14 protein-coding genes are annotated in these 17,100 nt (G+C 75.5%); 5 read left to right on the top strand and 9 right to left on the bottom strand.

What is annotated here, in order from left to right; translation table 11 throughout:
• Positions 1-59: 59 nt before the first annotated feature.
• Complete coding sequence (locus tag BA175_RS12310; protein WP_069171334.1) at positions 60-2,528, bottom strand: helicase C-terminal domain-containing protein; 2,469 nt, start codon at positions 2,526-2,528, stop codon at positions 60-62.
• A 65-nt stretch (positions 2,529-2,593) separates the two neighbouring features.
• On the opposite strand from BA175_RS12310, the gene BA175_RS12305 reads away from it, so the two are divergent.
• Positions 2,594-3,763 carry a hypothetical protein gene (locus tag BA175_RS12305; RefSeq protein WP_069171333.1) on the top strand — a complete coding sequence of 390 codons (1,170 nt, stop codon included), beginning with the start codon at positions 2,594-2,596 and terminating at the stop codon, positions 3,761-3,763.
• 354 nt (positions 3,764-4,117) lie between these two features.
• Here BA175_RS12305 and BA175_RS12300 read toward each other — a convergent pair whose 3' ends face one another.
• The 3 genes from BA175_RS12300 to BA175_RS12290 are packed head-to-tail and all read right to left on the bottom strand — an operon-like array spanning position 4,118 to position 7,106.
• Positions 4,118-5,011, bottom strand: coding sequence for an ABC transporter ATP-binding protein (locus tag BA175_RS12300; protein WP_069171332.1), 894 nt, complete (start codon positions 5,009-5,011; stop codon positions 4,118-4,120).
• The gene (locus tag BA175_RS12295; RefSeq protein ID WP_069171331.1) at positions 5,008-6,102 is read right to left on the bottom strand and encodes a FecCD family ABC transporter permease; all 1,095 of its coding nucleotides are present in this window, start codon (positions 6,100-6,102) and stop codon (positions 5,008-5,010) included. The genes BA175_RS12300 and BA175_RS12295 overlap by 4 nt, the downstream gene beginning before the upstream one ends.
• Positions 6,099-7,106, bottom strand: coding sequence for a FecCD family ABC transporter permease (locus BA175_RS12290; RefSeq protein ID WP_069171330.1), 1,008 nt, complete (start codon positions 7,104-7,106; stop codon positions 6,099-6,101). The genes BA175_RS12295 and BA175_RS12290 overlap by 4 nt, the downstream gene beginning before the upstream one ends.
• A gap of 133 nt (positions 7,107-7,239) precedes the next feature.
• Between BA175_RS12290 and BA175_RS12285 the strand changes: the two genes are divergently transcribed.
• A complete protein-coding gene (locus tag BA175_RS12285) occupies positions 7,240-7,860 on the top strand; it encodes an HAD family hydrolase (RefSeq protein ID WP_069171329.1) in 621 nt (206 codons plus the stop codon).
• A 9-nt stretch (positions 7,861-7,869) separates the two neighbouring features.
• Here BA175_RS12285 and BA175_RS12280 read toward each other — a convergent pair whose 3' ends face one another.
• Complete coding sequence (locus BA175_RS12280; RefSeq protein ID WP_069171328.1) at positions 7,870-8,106, bottom strand: hypothetical protein; 237 nt, start codon at positions 8,104-8,106, stop codon at positions 7,870-7,872.
• Between the two features lie 166 nt (positions 8,107-8,272).
• On the opposite strand from BA175_RS12280, the gene BA175_RS32120 reads away from it, so the two are divergent.
• Entirely contained in the window at positions 8,273-8,656 is a 384-nt protein-coding gene (locus tag BA175_RS32120) for a cold-shock protein (protein ID WP_069171327.1), read from the top strand.
• Between the two features lie 56 nt (positions 8,657-8,712).
• On the opposite strand, the gene BA175_RS12270 is transcribed toward BA175_RS32120, so the two are convergent.
• From BA175_RS12270 to BA175_RS12255, 4 genes are read right to left on the bottom strand one after another with little or no spacing between them, the layout of a single operon-like run.
• Entirely contained in the window at positions 8,713-9,615 is a 903-nt protein-coding gene (locus BA175_RS12270) for a 1,4-dihydroxy-6-naphthoate synthase (protein ID WP_069171326.1), read from the bottom strand.
• Positions 9,587-10,303: a futalosine hydrolase gene (locus tag BA175_RS12265; RefSeq protein ID WP_069172070.1), complete on the bottom strand. Its 717-nt coding sequence runs from the start codon at positions 10,301-10,303 to the stop codon at positions 9,587-9,589. Before BA175_RS12265 ends, BA175_RS12270 begins: the two co-directional genes overlap by 29 nt.
• A gap of 25 nt (positions 10,304-10,328) precedes the next feature.
• Positions 10,329-10,811, bottom strand: a complete 483-nt coding sequence (locus BA175_RS12260; protein WP_069171325.1) for a DUF2771 domain-containing protein — start codon at positions 10,809-10,811, stop codon at positions 10,329-10,331.
• Between the two features lie 27 nt (positions 10,812-10,838).
• Positions 10,839-12,281, bottom strand: a complete 1,443-nt coding sequence (locus BA175_RS12255) for an MFS transporter (RefSeq protein ID WP_438947327.1) — start codon at positions 12,279-12,281, stop codon at positions 10,839-10,841.
• Positions 12,282-12,711: 430 nt separating this feature from the next.
• On the opposite strand from BA175_RS12255, the gene BA175_RS12250 reads away from it, so the two are divergent.
• Complete coding sequence (locus BA175_RS12250; protein ID WP_175420809.1) at positions 12,712-13,644, top strand: DUF3027 domain-containing protein; 933 nt, start codon at positions 12,712-12,714, stop codon at positions 13,642-13,644.
• 267 nt (positions 13,645-13,911) lie between these two features.
• Positions 13,912-17,091: a sacsin N-terminal ATP-binding-like domain-containing protein gene (locus tag BA175_RS12245; protein ID WP_069172068.1), complete on the top strand. Its 3,180-nt coding sequence runs from the start codon at positions 13,912-13,914 to the stop codon at positions 17,089-17,091.
• The last annotated feature ends 9 nt before the right edge of the window (positions 17,092-17,100 follow it).

Below are 17,100 nucleotides of genomic sequence, written 5' to 3'. Positions count from 1 at the left end.
GCGGGACGCCGGCCCCGCACCCGCCCTCGTCCGGTTCGGGCCGGGGGCGTCCGTCCTGCTCAGCCCGTCTGGTCGTCGGCCAGTTCCGCGACGCCCGTGATGCGGTGCAGGGGATAGGTGCGGACCTCGTCCGCCGTGTGGTCGTAGCCGGTGACGAAACCGCCTTCGACCTTGACCGGGGCGATCACCCGCTGGCTTGCCGCGCCGTCCGCGCTGACGTAGCCGATCCAGACCGCCGATCCCGTCATCGCGGCCGCCTGCACCGTGGCCAGGGTCTCGGCCGGGGACGTACGGGGCAGGGCGCCGGGCGCCTCCGCGTCCGGGGAGTCCCGGTGCACCGCCCGGGCGGCGGTGTCGCCGGCCCTGACGGCACGTACCGCGGCGGTCAGCAAGGTGGCGTCCGGGACCGGCGGGCCCTCCGGGACCGGTACGGGAGGCCTGCGGGGCGGGGTCCTGCGGGCGCCCGCCCGGGCGATCAGGACATCGCCCTCGGCGGACTCGGCGGCCGGGGCGTACCCCATCTCGCGCAGCCCCTCCAGCAGGGCGCCCGGTTCGCTCTGCGCGGCCAGGACCGTCGGCGCGAGGCGGCGCAGCCGCAGGGCGGCGGACCGCTTGTCGGCCAGGATCTCGTTCAGTACGGCCTCGTCGTCGCAGCGCACGTACGCGGAGGCGGCGCCGATCCGCAGATGGCCGTGGCGGCGGGCCACGTCGTCGACGAGGTAGCTCAGCGGTTGCGGGACGGGCGTCCGGCTGTGGGTCGCCAGGAAGGCGTGCAGGTCGGCCGCGGCCAGGCCGGCGTCCAGCGCCCGGCGGACGGAACCGGGGGTGAAGCGGTAGACCGTGGCGCCGCCCTTGGACTCGATGTCGGCGAGGACCGACAGGGTCTCGGCGAGCGGGCGTTCCAGCGGGCCGGGGGCGACCGCCGTCAGGTCGGCCTGGAGCAGTACGTGGTCCAGCGGCTCGGGCAGGAGCGGGGCGAGCCGGGCGGCGGCCTGGGCCGGGCCGCCGTCGAGCAGGGCGCGGGCCTGGGAGGAGAGGGCCCCGCGCCCGGTGACGCCGAGGAGCTCCGACTCGTTGACCGTCCACAGGGCGATCCGGGAACGCAGGTCGGAGGGGGTGTCACCGGAGGACGGGCCGCTGCCGGAGGCGGAGGCCCGCAGCGGGCGTTCCCAGCGGAGCCTGGCCAGCAGCGTCTGCGGATCGGGGGCGGTACCCGGGGGGAGCGAGGCGAACAGGTCCAGGACCCGGCGGCGTACCTCGGGCGCGGCCGAGCGGTCCAGCTCGGGGCCGAGTGCGGACAGGGCCCGGCCCTTGGCGTCCTGACCGCCGACCAGACCCGCGGTGCGGGTGGCGGCGAGCCAGGCGGTGGCGAGGCGGGTCCAGCGGTCCTGGGCGGGCAGGTCGAGCCAGTCGTCGTACGCGGGCGTCGCGCAGTACCGTTCGTCGGCCTCTCCGTCCGGGGCCACCAGACCGGCCGCGTACGCGAGTTCGACCCAGAAGGCGGCGACGGGCTCGGTGACGTCGAGGGCGTGCGCGACCCGCTTCAGCTCGCGCACGCTCAGCCCGCCGGCCCGCAGGATGGGCGGGCCCCCGTTGTCCCAGAGCTTGAGCAGTTCCTCGACGGTGGAGAGTGCGGTGAAGGCCTGTCCGGCCGCGGCCCTGTCCACAGCCTGGGGATCGCGCCCGGCCGCCGCCGCCAGGGCCGGCGGCACGGGCTCCGGTACGCGGTGGGCGCGGCCGGCCCGCAGGTGCAGCGCCGCCTCGCGCGGCAGGACGACGGTCCGCGTCGACACGGGCAGCAACAGCCCGCGGTCGCGCAGCCACTGCACGGGCGGCGCCGGATGCGGGGTGACCTCGCCGTACGGCGGGCCCCACACCAGCCGGTCGAGCACGGAGAGGGCCTCGGCCGGGGCGGTGTCCAGCAGCGCGCCCATCCGGGAGCGGTCCGTGAAGAGACCGCTCAGCGAGGCGACGGCGGAGACCGGATCGTGGGTGGCCGGAAGCCCGGCGGCGGCCAGGATCTCCTGGATCCGGCCGGGCGACATGCCGGCCGTCGCCTCCGCGACGGTCGGGCCCAGACCCGTGGGGGAGGGGTGCTGGGGGGAGGGGGCGAGCAGTTCACGCGCGGTGCGCACCAGGTGCAGGCGCTCGTCCTCGCCCCAGACGAGAGCCTGTTCGCGCAGGGTGCCGAGGGCCCGGGGCAGCGCCGCGGTGATCGCCGCACCGGCGTCGTCCCGCCCCTCGCCGTCGTCGGCGCCGTCGCCCGTGAGGAGCCCGAGCAGCGTCGCGTACGGAGCCGGGTCCGGTGCCACCGCCAACGCCTCCGCGGTCTGCAGAGCGAACCGGTCCAGGTGCTCCAGCGCACGCACCACGGAGGCCCGCGTACCGGCCCGGGTGGCGAGCTGGGTGATGTCGCTCGGCACGGGACTCAGCAGGTCGGGGCGGGCGCGCAGCAGCCCCGCCAGCGCCTCGTCGCCCCGGGCGCGCAGGGCTTCGGCGAGCGTGCGCGGTGGTGTCGTCGTCCCCATCCGTCCCACGGTAGCCCCTGGAACGCTACCGTCGGGGCAAGGGCGGGTAGAGGGAGAACGTTCGCGTGGGGATCGAGAGCGACCAGCTTGTCTACGACTATCTGAGCCGGGTCGGTGACCTGGCGCAGCAGCAACAGCTGTCGTCCGGCGCCCGGATGAGACTCGTCTCGACGCTCCGGGGCGAGATCGACCGGCAGCGGGGGGCGGACGGTTCGGACTCCCCCGCGGTGGTCCGGCGCATCCTCGGACGGCTCGGCACGCCGGACCAACTGGTCGCCGCGGCGGCCGGATCGGGCGAGGGCACGGCTCCGCTGCCCCGGCCGCGTACGGGCACCGGGGCGGATGCGGCCGAGCCGCGCACGGTGCCGCGGGCGCGGCTCGCGGCGCTCCGCAAAAACGTGTCCCGCAAGGGCGCGTCGCCGGGGGCCGGACCGTCGCCGGACGCCGAAGCACCCGACGCCACCCGGCCTGAAGTGCCCGAAGCGCCCGAAGCGCCCGACGCAGCCCGGCCGGGGGCGCGGGAGACGCATCCCGAGGAGCCGGACGCGGATCCGGCGGCACCGGACACGGAACCGCTGCCCGGCTGGCCGTCCGCGTCGGCTCCGCACATGGCGGGACTGAGCGGCGACGAGACCGAGTGGTGGCAGGCCGAGCCGGAGCCCTTCGGCGGTCCGGGGGCGCTGGACACGGCCGTGCCGGGCTTCGTGGGCGGGCTCAGCCCGGAGCTGCTGCGGCCTCCCGGGCCGCCTCGGCCGGTGGAGGAGGACGCTGCGGAGCCCGCGGAGGAGGCCGGTCCCGCCGAGGAGAGCGCCCCGCCGCCACGGCGCCGCCGGCCGCGCCTGCGGTTGCGCCGCCGGACACCCGCCGGGGCCGTGACCGAGGGGGCCGCGGGGCCCCGGGTCGCACACCCGCTGCTGCTGCTCTCCGCCGCGCTGCTGGTGGCGGGCGCCGTCCTGGGATCATGGCTGGCCCTTGCGGGCGGCTGGCTGCTCGCGTACAGCTCGCGCCGGTTCTCGCGGGCGGAGGCGAAGTGGGTGGCGATGGGGCTGCCGGGTGTCGTGGTGGCCGGGGCCCTCGTCTGGCTCTGGGGCCGCATGGACGGCCGCTGGGGCGACCCGATCGCAAAGGACGCCCTGGGGGACGCGATCGCCGGCACGTGGCCGGTGGTGGTCCGTACGGCGGCGGTGGCGTCCGCGCTGTACCTGGTGTGGCGCTCGCGGCGGCTCGGACGCTGATCCGGTGGGCCGGCCCTGCGGATCCTCCGCTCCGCCGGCTCGTCGAAGGCGTCACCGTGCCGGTCGGTGCCGGCCGGGACCGGGCAGGGCCCCGGCGGACGACTCCGGGGCCGGGGCCGGCAGGACGCATCCGGGTCGAGCGCGGAGTCCGGCGCGGCGGTCTCCGGGACGACGACCCGGCCGCGGATGGTGCTCTCGCCGCCGACCCCGTCGGAGCCGATGTCCGACGTGCCCCCGGCGGGGAGGTCCGGCGCGGCCGTCACCGCGGGCGGGGTGTGCGCGGCCTGCGAGGAGCGAGCGGGTGACGCGGGCGTGTCAGCGGGGCGTGGGAGGAGCGAGCGTGACGCGGGCGGGTCAGCGGGCCTCTCCGGGGGTGGCCGGGGGCGGGGACCAGGGCGCGCCCGGCACGACGAGCGGCGAACCGGTGACCGGGTCCGGGACGACGACCGCCTCCAGGCCGAAGACCTCGTGTACGAGATCCGCGGTGACGACGTCCCCGGGGCGGCCCTCGGCGACGATCCGTCCCGCCTTCATGGCGACGAGATGGTCGGCGTACCGGGCGGCCTGGTTGAGGTCGTGCAGCACCGTGACGACGGTCCGCCCGCGGGTACCGTCCGCCGCCGGGGCGGCCAGCCGGCGCACCAGGTCCAGGACCTCCACCTGGTGCGCGATGTCGAGGTACGTCGTCGGTTCGTCGAGCAGCAGGAGATCCGTCTCCTGGGCGAGCGCCATCGCGATCCACACCCGCTGACGCTGACCGCCGGACAGCTCGTCCACCGGCCGGTCGCCGAGCGCGGTGACGTCGGTGCGCTCCATGGCGTCCGTCACCGCGCGCTCGTCCGCCTCCGACCACTGCTGCCACCAGTGCTGGTGCGGCTGACGGCCCCGGGCGACGAGGTCGGAGACGGTGATCGCCTCGGGTGCCACAGGCGTCTGCGGGAGCAGCCCGACCGATTGGGCGATCTTCCGGGTGGGTATGCGGGAGAGCTCCGTACCGTCCAGGAGCACCGACCCGCCCGCGGGCTTCAGCAGCCGGCCGAGCGCGCGCAGGGTGGTCGACTTGCCGCAGGCGTTCGGGCCGACGATGACCGTCACCCGCCCGTCCGGCACGGCCAGGTCCAGCTCGTGCACGACGGTGCGGTCCTCGTAGGCGAGGGTCAGCCCGCGCGCCGTGAGCCGGCTGGTCACGGCGCCGGGCACCGGAACGGGTACGGCGTCGGAGACGGAACCGGGGCCGGTCGTGCTCATGCGTTGCCTCCAGTGCGGCCGCGGTGACCGCGGATGATCAGCCAGATGAGGTAGGGGGCGCCGACCGCCGCCGTCAGGACGCCCACCGGCAGTTCGGTGGGTGAGAAGAGCCTGCGGGCGAGGAGGTCGCCGAGGACCACGACGACGGCCCCGAGCAGGGCGGAGGACAGCAGCGGGATCTGCGCCGTACGGGTCGCGCGGCGGGCGATCTGCGGGGCGAGGAGCGCCACGAAGTCGACCGGCCCGGCGGTCCCGGTCGCCACCGACGCGAGGACCACCCCGACGGCCACCAGCCCCAGCCGTACGCGGCCGAGCCGCACGCCGAGCGCCGTCGCCGTGTCGTCGTCCATCGAGACGGTGCGCTGCGCCCGGGCCGCCCACAGCACCGCGGGCAGCAGGACCAGCAGCGCCCAGCCGATCGGGGCGGCCTCGTCCCAGCCCCGGCCGTTGAGCGAACCCGTCATCCAGATCTGTGCCTGCTGGGCGACCAGGTAGTCGCCCTTCGTCAGGAACAGCGTCGTCACCGACCGCAGGGCGATCGCGAAGCCGATACCGATGAGGACGAACCGGGTGGCGTGCAGTCCACCCCGCCACGCGAACACGTAGACGAGCGCCGCCGCGGCGATCCCGCCGAGGACGGAGAGGTACGGCAGAACGGTGTACGAGGTGACCCCGAAGGTCATCGCCCCGACCGTGAGCGCGCTCGCGCCCTGGCTGATGCCGATGATGTCGGGGCTGGCGAGCGGGTTGCGGGCGACGGTCTGGATCAGCGCCCCGGCCACCCCGAACGCGGCGCCGACGAGCAGGCCGACGACGAGACGGGGAAGCCGCAGCGTGCCCACGACCAGTTCGTCCGGCGACGGCCGGCCGAACACCACCTTCACCACCTCCGCCGGTGCCACGAAGCTCTCACCGACGCAGAGGGAGACCACACAGACGGCGGCCAGCAGGGCGGCGAGGACGGCGGCGACACATGCGGCCCGCCGGTGGAGCAGGAAACCCGTCCGCCTCCCGGCCCGTACGACGCTGTAGCCGGACGGGCGCACCGGCGCCGGGGCCTTCCGGGCGGGCACTGCCGTGTCCGCGCTCATGCGGGCACCGCCTTCCGGCGTACGAGGGTGACCAGGAACGGGACACCGATCAGTGCCGTCGTCACACCGGCCGGGACCTCGCCCGGCGGCAGGACGATCCGGCCGACGACATCGGCGACGAGGAGCATGGTGGGGCCCACCAGGGCCGCCATCGGCAGCACCCAGCGGTGGTCGCCGCCCACGATCGCGCGGGCGATGTGGGGGACCGCGAGGCCGACGAACGCGATCGGCCCGGCCGCCGCCACTCCGGCGCCGGTGAGCACCGTGGCCCCGACGCCGCCCACGACGCGTACGGTCGCCACGTTCTGCCCCAGGCCCTTCGCCACGTCCTCGCCCAGGGCCAGCGCGTCCAGCCCGCGCGCCACCGACAGGACGAGCACCACGCCGACCAGCAGGAACGGCCAGATCTGCTGGGCGACCTGGGCCTCCCGGCCGGCGATCGAGCCCACCTGCCAGAAGCGGAACTCGTCGAGCGCCGACGCCTTCGTGGTGAGTACGGCCATGGTCACCGACACCAGCAGCGCGTTGATCGCCGCGCCGCCCAGCGCGAGTTTGACCGGCGTGGCGCCGCCGCGCCCCCGGGCGGCGACGGCGTACACGGCGACGGACGCCACCGCGGCGCCCGCGAACGCGAACCACACGTACCCCGTGAGCGTGTGGACCCCGGCGTAGGCGATGGCCAGTACGACGGCCACCGAGGCGCCCTGGCTGATCCCGAGGATCCCCGGGTCCGCGATGGGGTTGCGGGTGATGCCCTGCAGTGCCGTGCCCGCGACGGCCAGCGCCGCGCCGACCATCAGGCCGATCAGGGTGCGCGGCACACGCATCTGCCGGATCACCTCGGCGGCGTCCGAGTGCCCGCCGTGCAGCAGGGCGTCGGCCACGGCGGCCGGGGCGACGGACCGGGCCCCCACGGCGAGACTGAGCAGGACGGCCACGAGCAGCGCGACGACGGCCGCGGCCGTCGCGAGGGCGCGTCCGGACAGGCGGGGTGCGACGGCCATCGGAACCAATCGGGTGAGCGGGCGGGGTGGACAGAGCGAGAGAGGTAAGGCTTGGCTAAGCCTAAGCCGCCGCCCGCCCGGCCTTCCGGGCGGGCGGGGAGCCCCCGCCCGCCCGGCTCGGCACAATGGCGGCATGCACGCACCCGCCCCGACGGTCGGTTTCGACCTGGACATGACGCTCATCGACTCCCGGCCCGGCATCAAGGCCGCCTACCTCGCCCTGGCGGCCGAGACCGGGGCGCTCATCGACACCGACCTCGTGGTGAGCCGGCTCGGCCCGCCGCTCGAGGACGAGCTGGCCCACTGGTTCCCCGCCGAAGCGGTCGCCGGGGTCGCCGACCGGTACCGCGCGCTCTACCCGGACACCGCGATCGCGCCGACGACCGCCATGCCCGGCGCCCGGGAGGCCGTCGAGGCGGTGCGGGCGCTGGGCGGCCGGGCACTCGTCGTCACGGCGAAGTACGAACCCAACGCCAAGCTCCACCTCGCCCACCTCGGCATCACGCCGGACGTGCTGATCGGCGGGCTCTGGGCCGAGGGCAAGGCGCAGGCGCTGCTGGAGCACGGCGCGCGGATATACGTCGGGGACCACATCGGGGACGTACGCGGGGCGCGCGCCGCGAACGCCGTGTCGGTCGGCGTCCCGACGGGCCCCTGCGACGCGGTGGAGCTGCGGGCGGCGGGCGCCGACGTGATCCTGCCAAATCTGACGGAGTTCCCGGCCTGGCTGCGCGCCCACGCGGCGGGGCGCTGAGGGAGGGTACTAGCGGGTCGCGGCGCGCTTCGGTGAGTTCTTCCACACCGAGCGCACCACCCCCGCCCCGGCGATCAGGAACCCCACTCCCATCAGCATGCACACCGCATATGCGACGGATGGGAACGGATCGGTGCCCAGGAACAGCGGTGCGACCGTGATCAGGGTGGCGAGCGCGCCGATGAAGAAGACGATCGCGCCGACCCGTACGAGCCGGTCGCCGGGGCCGGAAGGAGTAGTACTCACCCGGCCAGGGTAGTTCCCCGCTCGGCGGAACCGTTCGGCGACGTCTTGTCTCCGGCCTCCGGGCCACTAGCCTTGGACCCGGCGGGTCGTCAGGACCCGCTGTACTGCTATCCGGAGCCGTTTCCGGCTCCGCCGCTCACCGACGAGTACGAGGACGAGGACAGACGTGCCCACGGGTAAGGTCAAATGGTTCAATTCGGAGAAGGGCTTCGGCTTTCTTTCGCGCGACGACGGCGCCGACGTCTTCGTCCACTCCTCGGTGCTCCCGGACGGTGTCGACGCCCTCAAGCCCGGTCAGCGCGTCGAGTTCGGGGTCGTCGCGGGCCAGCGCGGTGATCAGGCCCTGTCCGTGGTGGTCCTGGATCCCACGCCGTCCGTCGCCGCCGCCCAGCGGCGCAAGCCCGACGAGCTGGCCTCGATCGTGCAGGACCTGACGACCGTGCTGGAGAACATCACGCCGCTGCTGGAGCGGGGCCGGTACCCGGACAAGGCGGCGGGCGCGAAGATCGCCGGCCTGCTGAGGGCGGTCGCCGACCAGCTCGACGTCTGACGGCGCGCACCGCCCCCGGCCCGGCCGGGGGCGGTGGTGCAAGGTGGGCCGGGACGTCAGCGGGCCGCGGTGAACGCCAGCGCGTCCGGGCGCAGGGGCGGCACGAGACCTTCCGCCGCCGCCCGGGTCAGCAGCCCGCGGACCGCCGCGTAACCGCTCTCGCCGAGGTCCGCGGTGAACTCGTTGACGTACAGCCCGATGTGCTGGTCGGCCACGGCCGGGTCCATCTCCTGCGCGTGCTCCAGGACGTAACCGCGCGACCGCTCCGGGTCGTCCCAGGCCATCCGTACGGAGGTGCGGATGGCCTGGGCCAGCTGGCGCAGCGTCTCCTCGCCCAGCGACCGCTTGGCGATGATCGCGCCGAGGGGGATCGGCAGGCCGGTGGTCGACTCCCAGTGCTCGCCCATGTCGGCGAGGCTGTGCAGCCCGTAGTCGCGGTAGGTGAAGCGGGCCTCGTGGATCACGAGCCCGGCGTCCACCCGCCCGTCGCGCACCGCGGGCATGATCTCGTCGAACGGCAGGACGACGATCTCGCCCACACCGCCCGGAACCACCTCGGCAGCCCAGAGCCGGAACAGCAGATACGCGGTGGAGCGCTCGCTCGGCACCGCGACGGTCCTGCCCGTCAGGTCGGTGCCCGGCTCCCTGGTGAGGACGAGCGGCCCGCAGCCGCGTCCCAGAGCGCCGCCGCAGGGGAGCAGCGCGTACTCGTCCAGGACCCACGGCAGAACGGCGTAGGACACCTTCAGCACGTCGAACTCGCCGCGCTCGGCCATGCCGTTGGTGAGGTCGATGTCGGCGAAGGTGACGTCGAGGGCGGGCGCGCCCGGGACCCTTCCGTGCGCCCAGGCGTCGAAGACGAACGTGTCGTTCGGGCAGGGCGAGAAGGCGATCCGCAGCTCCGGACGGGCTGCGGCGCCGGTCGCGGTGTCAGTCACGGTCGTGGTCGTGTCGGTCATGGTGGGTCCAGCCTTCCACTACAGGTGCGAGCTTCCCGAACGCCTCGGTGAGCGCGGCCAGGGCCTCCCCGATATGCCAGGCAGCACGGTCGCGCGGTCCCACCGTGTTAGAGACCGCCCGCAGTTCGAGGACCGGTACGCCGGCCCGCGCGGCGGCCTCCGCGACCCCGAAGCCCTCCATGGCCTCGGCGGCGGCCCCGGGATGGGCGGCCAGCAGGGCGGCCGTGCGGGCCGCGCTGCCGGTCACGGTGGACACGGTGAGGACGGCGCCCGGGACGGCGCCGGTGGCCGCCGCCACGTCGCGTACGAGGGACGCGGGCGGCAGGAGGGTGTCCCGGCCGAAACCGAGGCCGGTGACGGGTACGAAGCCGTCCGGGGTCTCGGCGCCCAGGTCGGCGGCGACGATCCGGGTCGACACGACGAGCGAGCCCACGGGTGCGACGGAGGCGAAGCCGCCCCCGATGCCCGCCGAGACGACGAGGCCGTACGGCTCCGAGGGCGGGGCGGCGGCCAGGGCGAAGGCGGCCGCGGCGGCCGCGGCCGCCGGACCCGCGCCACCGGCGAGGACGTCGAACGGCCCGGCCCGGTGCACCTCACCGCCCGGTACGCGTACCCGGCGCGGTTCACCGAACGCGCGTGTGACCGCGTTCCGCTCGACCGGAACGGCGGTCACCACGAGGACGCGCACGGCGGTGGTCATCGGAGCCGGGCGGTCAGGAGGTCTTCCTGAGCTCGAAGTGCCAGACGCCCGTGAGCTTCTGGCCCTGGGCCTCGACGATGCTGATCTGCGTCTTGTCCGCCGTGGTCTCACCGGTCTGGCTGGCGAAGAAGGCGCTGCCCGGGATGGACCGGTAGGTCTTCTTGTACGGCTCCTGCTCGGCCTGCTGGCCGTTGATGAACAGGGTCCATCCGTGGTCGGCGATCTCCGGGTCGACGCCGAAGCGGACCTTGTCGTCCATCGCGACCTCGACGGACTTCTCCGCTTTCTTGTTGAGGCAGCCCTGGATCTCGGACTCCTTGAGCGCCTTGCCGTCGTTGTAGCAGGCGGCCTCGGTACTCACCGAGGTGTCGCCGACCGTCACGGTGGCGAGCGGCGTCGGCTTGTCGCAGGCGGACAGGACAAGGAGTCCCGCGGACACGGCACCAAGAGCGACGCCGATTCGACGGCCCTTACCGGAGAAGAACGCAACGGTCATGCGCCGAAGGCTATCGGTCGCCACCGCTCATGCCACGCGGGGGTGCGGTGAGCCGCGCCGGGCGGCCCCCAGGAGGCCCCGTACGGAGGCGGTGGCGCCGAGCGCGAGGATCCCCGCCGCCACCGACATGCCGAGGACTTCGTTGAGGGGCAGGGCGATGCCGATGGCCCCGCCCACCACCCAGGCCATCTGGAGCAGGGTCTCGGACCGGGCGAACGCCGACGTGCGCACCTCCTCCGGGACGTCCCGCTGGATCATCGCGTCCAGGGACAGTTTCGACAGGGCCTGGGTGAACCCGGCGACCGCGCCGAGCGCGGCGACCATCACGGTGCTGAAGAACACCGCCGCGAGGACGGCCACACCCAGGGCGAGCCCCAGCACCGTCGCGATGATCACCTCGGGGCCGCGGGCCCTGAGCCAGGACCCCACCGCCGTACCGCAGGCGTTCCCCGCCCCGGCCGCGACGCCGACGATCCCCAGGGAGACGGCGGCGCTCTGCCCGGCGAGCGGATTCTCACGCAGCAGGAAGGCCAGGAAGAAGATCAGGAAGCCGGAGAGCGCGCGGTGCGTGGCGTTGGCCTGGAGACCGTGCAGGACGGCCGGGCCGACCGACCGCAGCCCCGGCGGCTTGCTCCGCCCGTTCCTCCTGCCCTTCCCACCGCTCTTCCGGCCGTCCCCCCGGCGGGCCGGGGCGGGCGGGGCGGCCTCGCCGTGCGGCGGGACGAGGCGGGCCTTGCGCTCGCCCTTGGCCGAGTCCACCTTGGGCGGCAGGGTGAAGGCGAGGACGGTCCCGCCGAGGAAGATCACGCAGGCGCCGTAGAGCGGCCAGGACGATCCGACGCTCTGCAGCCCCGCCCCGATCGGTGCCGCCACCCCCGTGGCCAGCAGTCCGGCCAGGGTGACCCGTGAGTTGGCCTTCACGAGGGAGAAGCGGGGTGGCAGCAGCCGGGGCACGACGGCGCTGCGCACGACCCCGTACGCCTTGGAGGAGACCAGGACGCCCAGCGCCGCCGGATAGAGCTCCAGTCCGCCCGTGGCAACGGCGCCCGACATCGTGAGCGCCAGCACCGCCCGGGCGAACATCGCGCCGGCCATCGCGGCGCGGCGGCCGTGCGGCAGGCGGTCCAGGAGCGGACCGATCACCGGGGCCAGCAGGGTGAAGGGGGCCATCGTCACGGCGAGGTAGAGGGCGACGCGCCCGCGGGCCTCGTCCGTCGGCACGGAGAAGAACACCGTGGAGGCGAGTGCCACGGTGATCATCACGTCGCCCGCGCCGTTGACCGCGTGCAGTTCGATCAGCTTGCCCAGACCGGACTCGCCGGCCCCGTGGGCGTGGGTCGCCCTGCGGACGCCCCGCGCGGTGGCCGTGAACGGGGCGCGCAGGACACGGCCCGTCGCCCGGCCCGCCCTGCGGAGCGGACCGGTCTCCTCGGACGACCTGGTGGCGGCCACGTGGTCATAGTGCCCCACCCCCCGCCGTCCCGAACCGGGATAGAGCCGGGGCGCGGCCGCGGGGCGCTCTGTCGGGTGAGTCGTCCGGCCCCTCGACATGGCCGGGAAGCGACGCGCGGGCCGCCCGCGGCCGGGCCGGATCCGCCCCGGCAGGCCCGCTGCGGCCCGGGTCCGGCTGCGGATCCGGTGCCGATCGGGACGGGCAGGTGGGCGCCGGGCGGCGGAGAGGGTAGCGTGCACTCACGCGCCACCGGCGGTTGTTCTTGGCCGCGCGCCTCTCTGATCCCGCAGAATGGGTGACAGAAGGCGCGCCCGAGGCAGGCACAACGGGTGTGGACGTCGACGCGGCCCCCAGGTCCGCTCCGCCCACGACCGTCATGGCCGAAATCGGACATCGATGGAGCTGCTGGCGCGCTCGTGAGACGGCGTATGGAGAGAAGCGAGACCTGTGAGTGCTGCGACGACGCGAAGCCGTACGGCCCGTACCCCCGCCCCCGACCGCCTGTGCGCCGAGGCGGTAGACCTCGCACGCGCGGCGGCCGAGGAGGCCGCCGCTCCCGGAGTGGTCGGTGAACACGTGGGCCTCGTCTCCGAAGGGGACCGGGTCGTCACGCACTACTTCGAGAGCGAGATGCCCGGTTACCGGGGCTGGCGCTGGGCGGTGACGGTCGCCAGGGCCTCCCGCGCCAAGAGGGTCACCCTTGACGAAACGGTGCTGCTGCCCGGGACCGACGCGCTCCTGGCGCCCGAGTGGGTGCCGTGGAGCGAGCGGCTGAGGCCCGGCGACATGGGCCCCGGCGACCTGCTTCCCACGGAGGCGGAGGACCCCCGCCTGGAGCCCGGCTGGACCGGCGAGGACGAGCCGCCGCCGAACTCCGCGGTCTCCGACGTGTCCCAGGAGCTGGCGGCCCTCGTGGACGTCGAGGACGCGGAGCTGACGACCCGGCCGGGGACGAGCCGCGGCTCGATCGCCTCGGTCGCGGAGGAACTCGGTACGCGCCGAGCGCGGGTGCTGTCCCGGTACGGCCTGCGGCTGGCGGCGGAGCGGTGGGACGAGGCGTTCGGCGCGCAGACGCCGATGGCGCAGGCGGCACCCGCCTCCTGTGTGACGTGCGCCTTCCTGGTGCCGATGGCCGGTTCGCTGAAGCAGGCCTTCGGGGTGTGCGCGAACGAGTTCGCCCCGGCGGACGGCCGTGTGGTCTCGCTGTCCTACGGCTGCGGCGGGCACTCCGAGGCCGCGGTGATGCCGAAGCCGCCGCAGCGGGCGCCGCACGCGATGGACACGATGCGGGTGGACACGTACTCGCTGCGGCCGGCGGACGACTCCGGCTCGGTCCCGTCCCACCCGGACGGCCGGACCGAGGACCTCGGGCACTCCTGACCCACCGGGGCCGCTGCCGCCGCCGAGCCGGGCCCCGCGCCCTCCCGTGACGTGCGGGGCGGGCCGACGCGCGGCCGTTCCCGCGGGCCGGTGCGCACCCGGCCCCCACGATGCACGGAATCCCGCGCCCGCCCCGGGTCCCCCGCGCGGCACGGCCGCCGTACGGTGCGGTCACGGGGGCGGTACGGGACGGGCTTCGCGCGCGGTACCTTCGGGCGCACACTGGGCGTGGTGGGTCACCGGAAGAGCGGAGTTACGAGCGTGGGCGTGAATGCGACCGAGGGGGCCGATCCGTTCGGGACGGCGCGGCTGCGGCGCGGCGTGCTCGACGCCTGGGGCGCCGGTCCGGCCCGCTTCCGGGAGGACGCCAACGCCGAGGAGGACCTGGCCCTCGGCGGCTACCGCGACCGCCTGGTCGTCGAGCTCGCCCAGAACGCCGCCGACGCCGCCGCCCGCGCGGGCGTCCCCGGCAGGCTCCGGCTCACCCTGCACGAGGCGGGCGACGGCAGGGCCGTCCTGGCCGCCGCCAACACGGGCGCCCCGCTGGACGCCACCGGCGTCGAGTCCCTGAGCACCCTGCGGGCCTCCGCCAAGCGCGAGGGCCACGAGGCGTCCGTGGGCCGCTTCGGCGTCGGTTTCGCCGCGGTGCTCGCCGTCAGCGACGAGCCCGCCGTCATCGGGCGCCACGGCGGCGTCCGCTGGTCCCTCGCCGAGGCACGCGACCTCGCCCGGCAGGCCGCCGTCGGCAGTCCCGGTCTCGGTGACGAGCTCCGCCGCCGCGACGGCCATGTGCCGCTGCTCCGGCTCCCGCTGCCCGCCGAGGGCTCCGCACCCGAGGGGTACGACACCGTCGTCGTCCTTCCACTCCGCGACGGCGTCGCCGAGGACCTCGTCGGCCGGCTGCTCGCCGGGGTGGACGACGCACTCCTGCTCACGCTTCCCGGCCTCGACGAGATCGTCCTCGAAACCCCGGACACCGTGCGGACGTTGACCCGGTCGCAGCACGGTCCGTACACACACGTCGACGACTCCGCGCACGGGACGCGCCGCTGGCGGACGGTCGCCCACCACGGTCCCGTCGAGCCCGCGCTGCTGGCCGGCCGGCCCGTCGAGGAACGGCTGCGGCCGCACTGGTCGGTGACCTGGGCCGTGCCCGTCGGCGACGACGGAGGGCCCGAGCACCCCCGTACGGCCCCGGTCGTGCACGCGCCGACGCCCACCGACGAACCCCTCGGTGTTCCCGCGCTGCTCATCGCCTCCCTGCCGCTGGACACCTCCCGCCGGCACCCCGCGCCCGGACCGCTGACCGACTTCCTGGTGCAGCGCGCGGCCGACGCGTACGCCGAGCTGCTCGCCGGCTGGGAGCCCCTGTCCGTCGCCACGATCGCGCTCGTCCCCGGGCCGCTCGGCAAGGGAGTGCTGGACGGTGCGCTGCGGGCCGCGATCCTGGAGCGGCTGCCCCGGATCGCCTTCCTGGAGCCCGCCGCGCCCCGCGACCCGGACGCCGCCGACGGCCGGCCGGGTGACTGGGAGACCGACGGCGGCACCCCGGGCCGGGCGGCCGGGCTGCGGCCCGTCGAGGCAGAGGTGGTCGAGGGCGTGGGCGCCGGGACCGTACGGGTCCTCGCCGAGGTCCTGCCCTGCCTGCTGCCCGCCGGACTGGAGCGCCGCGCGGAGCTCCGTACGCTCGGGGTGGCCCGCGTCCCGCTGACCGAGGCCATCGACCGGCTGGCCGGTCTGGAGCGCGAGCCCGGCTGGTGGCGGCGGCTGTACGACAGCCTGGCCGGGGTCGACCCGGACCGTCTCTCCGGCCTCCCCGTGCCGCTGGCCGGAGCCACGGACGGACACCCGCCCCGCACGACCGTAGGGCCCCGTCAGGTCCTGCTCCCGCTGCCCGACGCGCTGACCGCACCCGTCCTCGCCCGGCTGTCCCGGCTCGGCCTCAAGGTCGCCCACCCGGACGCCGTCCACCCGCTGCTGGAGAAGCTGGGCGCCCTGCCCGCCACGCCCCGGGCCGTCCTGACGACCCCGCAGGTCCGGGCCGCCGTGGCCGGGTCGCTGGACGCGGGGGAGATCTGGGACGAGGACGCCCTGGACGGCGACGAGCTCGCCGACACGGTCCTCACCCTCGTACGGGACGCGGACCTCGGACCGGGCGACGAGCCCTGGCTGGGCGCCCTGGCCCTGCCCGACGAGGACGGCGAACCCGCGCCCGCAGGTGAGCTGGTGCTGCCCGGCAGCCCCTTCGCCCAGGTGATGCGCGCGGGCGAACTCGCCCTGTGCGACGGGGAACTGGCCGAGCGATGGGGCGAACAGCCCCTCACCGCCTGCGGGGTGCTGGCCACCTTCGCACTCGTACGGGCCACCGACGTCGTGCTGGACCCCGACGAACTCGAGCCCCGGGACGGCGACTTCGCCGAGCCGGACGACGCCGGACTGCTCGACGCCGTCGACGTGTGGTGCGAGGACGTGCTCGACCAGCTGCCGGACACCCCGGTGCCGCCGGTCGCCACCGAGCTGGTCGCCGTACGCGACCTCGACCTCGTCGACGACGACGCCTGGCCCCAGGCGCTCGCCCTGCTCGCCCGCCCGCCGCTGCGCGACGCGCTGATCCAGCCGGTACGGGTGCTCCTGCCCGACGGCACGACGCAGTCCGTGCGCCCGTACACGGCGTGGTGGCTGCGCGACCACCCCGTCCTCGGCGGCCGGCATCCGGCGGGCCTGCGCGCCGCGGGCGGCGACCCGCGCCTGGCCGGCCTCTACGACCCCGCCGACGCGACGGGCTTCGACGACGCACAGGTGCTGCGCGCCCTCGGCGTACGGACGTCGGTGGCCGCGCTGCTGGACGAGCCCGGCGGCGCAGCCGAGCTGCTGGGACGGCTCGCCGACGAGGACCGCCCCGTCGGCCCCGTACAGCTGCACTCGCTCTACACCGCGCTCGCCGAGCTGGACCCGGACCAGGTCACGCTGCCCGACGAACTGCGGGCCGTCGTCGACGACGAGGTGCGGGTGGTCGACGCGGCGGACGCCCTGATCGCCGACGCCCCGGACCTGCTGCCGCTGACCGGCGGACTCCCTCTGCTGCCGGTCGCCCCGGCCAGGGCGGCGGAGCTGGCGGACCTGCTCCAGGTGCGGCGGCTCGGCGAGTCCGTCGAGGCCGAGGTGACCACGGAGGGCGAGGAGCGCCGGGTGCCGGACTCCGTGCGGGTCCTGCTCGGCGCCGGGACCCCGGACACCTACGTCGAGCACGGCGAACTGCGGGCCGGCGGCGTGGAGCTCGACTGGCGGCGCACCCCGGACGGCACGGTCCACGCCGCCACGCTGGAGGGCGTGGCGGCGGGCCTGGCGTGGGCCGCCGGTCAGTGGCCGCGCCGCTTCGAGGTGGCCGCCCTGCTGGAGGACCCGTCCCGTACGGAGGAGCTGGCCCGGGACCGCTGGTTCGACTGAGAGGGGCGC

Source organism: Streptomyces griseus, from assembly GCF_001715295.1.
In the GTDB taxonomy this organism is placed as follows: Bacteria; Actinomycetota; Actinomycetes; order Streptomycetales; family Streptomycetaceae; genus Streptomyces; species Streptomyces griseus_G.
The sequence above is the reverse complement of the archived record's forward strand: the minus strand, read 5'-3'. Positions and strand labels throughout refer to the sequence as shown.